Annotated in this window: 5 protein-coding genes; 1 reads left to right on the forward strand and 4 read right to left on the reverse strand. The window is 75.2% G+C overall.

The window, feature by feature from the left end:
• Positions 1-117: 117 nt before the first annotated feature.
• The 4 genes from G3I42_RS32595 to G3I42_RS32610 form a co-directional block, all read right to left on the reverse strand.
• Positions 118-771, reverse strand: coding sequence for a GPP34 family phosphoprotein (locus G3I42_RS32595; protein ID WP_164291284.1), 654 nt, complete (start codon positions 769-771; stop codon positions 118-120).
• A 92-nt stretch (positions 772-863) separates the two neighbouring features.
• Positions 864-1,652 carry an aldose 1-epimerase gene (locus G3I42_RS32600; protein WP_164291288.1) on the reverse strand — a complete coding sequence of 263 codons (789 nt, stop codon included), beginning with the start codon at positions 1,650-1,652 and terminating at the stop codon, positions 864-866.
• 108 nt (positions 1,653-1,760) lie between these two features.
• Positions 1,761-3,089, reverse strand: a complete 1,329-nt coding sequence (locus tag G3I42_RS32605; RefSeq protein WP_164291285.1) for a hypothetical protein — start codon at positions 3,087-3,089, stop codon at positions 1,761-1,763.
• A gap of 137 nt (positions 3,090-3,226) precedes the next feature.
• Complete coding sequence (locus tag G3I42_RS32610; protein ID WP_343244726.1) at positions 3,227-4,792, reverse strand: polyamine aminopropyltransferase; 1,566 nt, start codon at positions 4,790-4,792, stop codon at positions 3,227-3,229.
• 566 nt (positions 4,793-5,358) lie between these two features.
• Between G3I42_RS32610 and G3I42_RS32615 the strand changes: the two genes are divergently transcribed.
• Positions 5,359-5,889, forward strand: a 531-nt coding sequence (locus G3I42_RS32615; protein ID WP_164291287.1) for a DUF2617 family protein, incomplete at its 3' end; no start/stop codon positions are given.

The following is a 5,889-nucleotide window of genomic DNA, read 5'->3' on the forward strand; positions in this document are numbered from 1 at the left end:
GGGGGGGGGGGACGGGTCGGGGGGCGGCCCGCGGTCGCCAGGGGTACGGGGCCGGGGCGGCCCCGGATCGGTGGATGCCCCGCCCCCGTACCGTCCCGAGCCCGCCGGGCTCCCCGTTCAGCTCCACCCGCCGCCCACGGACCGTGCCGAGAGGATCGAGGTGAGCAGGGCCGCGCGCAGCCCGGGGACGCGGGCGTCGAAGTGGGCGCCGAAGCGATTCAGCGTCTCCTTGTGCGCCTTCTGCTCCTTGCCGCTGAACAGCGCCCCCGTACCGCCCTCCGCGCACAGCACCGCGAGCGTCACGTCCTCGTCGGGGACCTGCTCCGGCTCGCTGTCCGCGAGCACGGGGGTACGCCCCCGCTCGCGCAGGGCGAGCAGCCGGCCCGGGTCGCGGGGCGCCCCTTTGTGCTTGGCGAGCGGGTTGAGGCGGTGGCCCTGCGGCTCGGCCACGTACCCGGCCTCGCGGAGCTGCTCCCGTACCGGGGCCTCGGCCGTGTGCGCCTTGTTGTGGACGAGCCGGAGCCAGCCGAGCGCCTTGTCGGCCGGCAGCTCGTCCCACACCCCGCGCAGGAACCCGTCCCGGGGTGCCGGCTCCGCGACGCGCCACGCCTTCTTGCCGTCGGTGCGCACGAGCCCGTCCGCCACGAGCGCGGCGAAGGCGGCGGCGCGCAGACGCTGGCCCCGGAACTGGAGCCCGGCGGCGGTGAAATCGGCCTTGTCGGGGTCGTAGGCGGCAAGGAGGTAGATCCGCTGCGGCAGCGTCAGTTCCATGGGCCGTGCCTTCCGTCGGGGTCTCGGCCCCCTGCGCGTACCCCGCGCGAGCCGACTCCCCGCCTCCCCGCCTCAGCTCACGGCAGCTCGGCTCACAGCAGTCGCCAGCTCCACGTCGTCGAGGCCTCCAGCGGCTCGATCGGGGTGATGAGGCGGGGCTGCGTGTTGAGTCCGTTGGGGGGCCCGGTCTGGGGCTCGACGCAGACCCAGTCGTCCTGTTCGTCGTAGACCACGACCCACTTCTCCGGGCTGGTCACGGTCAGTTCCAGCTCGCCCGGCCAGGTGAGCAGGACCGTGACGCCGTCCGGCATCCCGAAGCAGTCGTCCCACGGACCCGGCAGCGGGTCGATCCGGCGGCCCGTGGGCAGGTGGTCCGCGCCGCGCTCCTCCTGCCACGCGGGCTGGAACTCGATCTTCACGTCCTCGCCGCCCTTCCCGAGGTTCCGCCGGAACCACGGGTGCCAGCCGACCTGGCCCGGGAACGAGTCCCCGTACGTCTCGATGCCCATCCGCAGCGTGAGCGCGTCCTCGCCCAGCTCCATCGTCTGCGTGACCCGCCCGGGGTACGGCCACGGCTCGGCCAGGTCGTACGTGAACGCCGCCGTGGGCCGGCCGTCCTCGGTGTCCGGCACGGGCGCGGTCGCCCAGCGGTGGTCGCGCGCGGTGCCGTGGATGGCGTTGGGGTCGTCGTTGAGCGGCAGTTGGTGGATCGTCCCGCCGTTGGTGAAGCGCCCGCCCCGGGTGCGCCCGCAGAACGGGGCCATCGGGAACGAGCCGTAGCGATCGCCGGGCCGCAGCAGTTCGTACTCCCCCACCCTCAGCGAACCGAGCCGGGCCCCGAGGTCCGGGCGCACGGTGAGGGAGGAAGTGCGGGTGGTCAGCGTCGTCTCATGTGCGGTGGTCACGGGGTGACCTTACGCGGGGCGCCGGGCGCCGAGGAGATCACCCGCGCACACCGGCGCCCGCGCCCGCATCCCGCGCCGCACCCGTCAGTGCCTGCGGCGCAGCGCGCGTCCCGCCACCACCGCCGAGGCCACGACGAGCGCCGCCACGGGGGCGGCCCAGCGCAGCGTGTTCGCGGTGGAACCCGCGCCGCCGACCGCTTCGGGCGCGTACCGGCCCCGGGGCGGCGCGTGATCGACCTCCTCCGCGCTGCGGCCGATCATCGTCCGGCGGGCGTGCGCGGCCTCGGCCGGTGGCTCCGCCTCCTCCGGGCCGAGCGGCCCCTCCTCGCGCCCCAGCGAGGACGGCGGGACCTCACTGTCGAAGACCGAGGCGGGGGTGTCCGGCACGATGCCGAGGAGGTCGTCGTCACCGGGGGCGGGGGTGCCGGCGGGGTCGGCGGGGTCGCCAGCGTCGGCGGCGTCGTGGGTGTCGGCGGCGTCGTCCTTCGCGAGGTCGGCAGCGTCAGCGACACCGGCACCGCCCTCGGCCTCAGCTCCGCCCGCGCCATCGACAGCATCCGCGATGTCGGCGGCATCGGAGGCATCCGTACTACCGTCCACCGCCGCCTCCGCGCCCCTGGCCTCCGCGCCCGCGTCCTTCTCGGCGCCGCTCCCTTCCTCCGGTCCCGCCGACCGCTGCGCCGGCTTCTCGCCTTCCGTTCCCTCCGCCCCTTCTCCCTCCGGCTGTTCGCCCGTCCCGCTCGTCCTGTCCGTCCCGTCCGTCATCGCGTCCTCCCCGAACGCCGTCCCCGGCTCTTCGTCCGTACCGGCTTCCGCACCGGTCTCCGCCCCGGCCGCCTTCCCGCCCGGTCCACCGGCACTCGATCCCACAGTGCCCGGTCCGTCAGAACCGGCGGCCCGCGCGCCGCGCGCCCCCGCTCCGCCGGACTCCCCCGCACTCGGCTCCCCGGCGTCCGCCTCCCCGGCCCGGCCCAGGTTCGCGGCGAAGCGGTTGAGGAGGCGGTGGAGGGCGGATTCGGCAGTCTGGGGGCCGGCCTCGTCGAGCAGCCGGCCCGCGACCTCCCCGCTCCCGGCGAACCGCACCCGCGTGCCGCCCTCGGCCTCCGCGAGCGTCAGGCTCAGCCGCGCCCGTACCGAGCCCTCGCCGCGCGCCTCGGTCGCCGAGACGTGCAGCGCCCAGCTGTCGTCGGGGCGGGCGGTCAGGCGCAGCGCGCCCCGGTACGTGATCGTGTGGCTCCCGGCGCGCAGCCGCAGCCGTCCGTGCACCGCGATGCCGTCACCGCCGGGGGCCGTGCGCGGCTCGGGTCCGGGCTCGGCGCGCAGTCCCGGCACGCAATCGGGAACCCGGGTGGGGTCGCCGAGCGCGCGCCGCAGCGCGGTGGGGGGAACCGGGACGAAGACCTCATGCTCCATGGCGGGCGAGCCTACCCACGCCCGCCCCTTCCGTACCCTCCTCGTTCCGAACGCCTCGCCGGACCCACCCGCAGGCACCCCACCGACCTCGTTCGCACGCGCTCCATCGCCCCCGCCCCGCCCGCGCCTCGTCCGCCTCACCACCCGTACCGGGGTGACACCAGCGTCGACGGTTTCAGGCCGCGCACCCGCGTCCCCGCCACCCGTCGTGCGCCGGCCCGCAGCTCCCGTACGCCGAACCCGCCCCCCGGCCGGGCGGGAACGGCGAGGCGTGGTCGCTCGCCGGAGGCGGCGAGCAGGTATCCCCACTCCGCCCGCCCCTTCTTCGCCGCGTACGGCGCCGTGCTCAGCCCGGCGGCGCGCAGGGTGCGCTCGGCGCGCCAGTAGTCGCGCGCGTCCCGGCCGGGCGAGCCAACGTGCACGACGGAGCGGCCACCTGGCGCGAGGGCCCGCTTCAGGAGCCCGTAGAACTCCTGGGAGTAGAGCTTCGTGGCCGCCGTCTGGCGCGGGTCGGGCAGATCTGCCACGACGGCGTCGAAGCGGCGCCGGTTGGCGCGCAGCCACGTGAAGGCGTCGGCGGAGACCGCGTGCACGCGCGGGTCGTCGAGCGCGTGCCGGTTGAGCCCACCGAGCCGGGGGTCCCTGCGGGCGAGCCGCAGCAGCTCGCGGTCCACCTCCACGACGTCCACCACTCGTACCCCGGGCACGCGCAGCACCTCCCGTACCGCGAGCCCGTCGCCGCCGCCGAGGACGAGCACGCGGGCGTGCGGACCGGCGAGCGCGGGGCGGACGAGCGCCTGGTGGTAGACGCCCTCGTCGGCGGAGCTGACGCGCGGTCCGTCGCCGAGGTACAGCGTCAGCGGCTGCCCGGCGCGGCCCGTCAGGACGATGTCCTGCACGTCGCTGTGGAGCGCCACGTGCACGTCGTCGCCGAAGACGGCGCGGCGCGCGGCGCGTTCGAAGTCGCCGACGTGGAGCGCGGCCATCGCGAGGAGGCCGAGGACGAAGGCGTTGAGCACGAGCAGGGTCCAGCGGGCGCGCCGGCTCAGGTCGCGGTGGAAGAGGCCGAGGACGAGCGCCGCGCCCGCGCAGGCGTTGATCGCGCCGGTGAGCAGGGCGCCCGTGAGCTGGCCGAGGAAGGGGAGCAGCAGGAAGGGGAAGGCGAGGCCGCCGACGAGCGCGCCCACGTAGTCGGCGGCGAAGAGGTCGGCGACCGCGCCGCCCGCCTCCTGCCGCCTGATGCGCTGGATGAGCACCATGAGCAGCGGCACCTCACCCCCGATCAGCACGCCGATGGCGAAGGTGAAGCCGATGAGCAGGCCGCTCGAACCGCTCGCCCACGCGCCCGGGAAGCGCCCCGACCAGGCGAAGGCCCCGTAGAGGGCGAGCGCGCTGCACCCGCCGACGAGCGCGAGCCCCGCCTCGATCACGCCGAAGGCCGCCGCGGCGCGTGTGCACAGCCGTTTCGCGAGCAGCGAGCCGATGCCCATCGCGAAGACCATGACGGAGAGGACGAGGGACGCCTGCGTGACCGAGTCGCCGAGCAGGTACGAGGCGAGGGCGACGAGTTCGAGTTCGTACACGAGTCCGCAGGCCGCGCAGACGAAGACGGCGAGCAGCACGAGGAAGCGGCCGACACCGGGCGGCACCGGCAGCGAGAGCGGCGGCAGTTCGGCCGCGGCCTCCTGCCCGGCCTCCTCCACGGAGCCGGAGCCGCCCTTGCCGCGACCGCGTTCGTCCACGAGCACGCCGCGCGCACCCTCCGCCCCCGGGTGGGACGGCGGCCGGCCGGATGGGACGACAGCACGCGGTTCGCTCACACGGGCCACGCTACGTGACAGATGGAGCACTCCTTGTCACTCACACGAGTGTTTTTTGCCCCCAGGACCAGAAAAGCACTGGACAAGCCCCGTACCCCCGACCCGAGCACCCCCCGCCCCGCCGCACCCCACACCCCGCCCCGCGCAAGCTCCGCACTGGTTGAACATGTGAACTGCCCGGCCCTCTGGGGGATGGAAACCACCCGGAGTTGGGCGAAAAGGCGGTCAGGGCACGAGAGTTCATGATTCCCTCTAAAACGTCGCCGCCCCTCCGCCGTCGTTCCCGTCCCACTCAGCTCACGGGCACGGCCCCGGTGGGCACGAGCCGGCTACTCCCGCACCCCGGCCCGTACCACGGAATCCGGGTCCCGACCGGCCGGTCACCCCGTCGCCGTCCCGTGGGAGACAGCCCGCCCCTCCTCGTCCTTGCGCGCCTGTGGAGCCGAACCATGCTCACGACCCTGAAGACCACCTACACCGACACGCGCGCGAGCGATCTCGCGTGGGCGCTCGGCCGCGAACCCCTGCCCTGTCTCTCGGCACTCGACCTGAAACTGGAGGAGGCGACCGTGCAGTTGCGGCTGCTCGGCGCCTCCCACCAAGTCCTCCTGGAGGACGAGTACGGGGAGTGCTCGGAGACCGTCGCCTGTCTGCCGGGCGGCGGCGCGCCGCTCCCGGTGGGCGTCGTCGAGGAGTTCGACGGCTTCGACTACCACTTCGCCGCGCGCGTCGAGGAGCTGCCGCCCGGCGCGTTCGCGGGGCGCGCGCAGGAACTCCTCGCGCTCGTCGCCGAGCACCCGCACGGCCTCGCGGGCATTTTCCCCGGCAGCCCCGACGCGTTCACCGCGATGCTCGTGCAGCGCCGCGACGGCGAGACGCAGTGGCGCACGTGGCACGCCTACCCCGAGGACGGCCAGCTCGTCGTCACCCGCACCCGCCTCGCCCCGCGCCCCGCCGCGCTCAGCGGTACGCGCCGGGGG

The sequence above is a fragment of the Streptomyces sp. SID11385 genome (assembly GCF_010548245.1).
Taxonomy (GTDB): domain Bacteria; phylum Actinomycetota; class Actinomycetes; order Streptomycetales; family Streptomycetaceae; genus Streptomyces.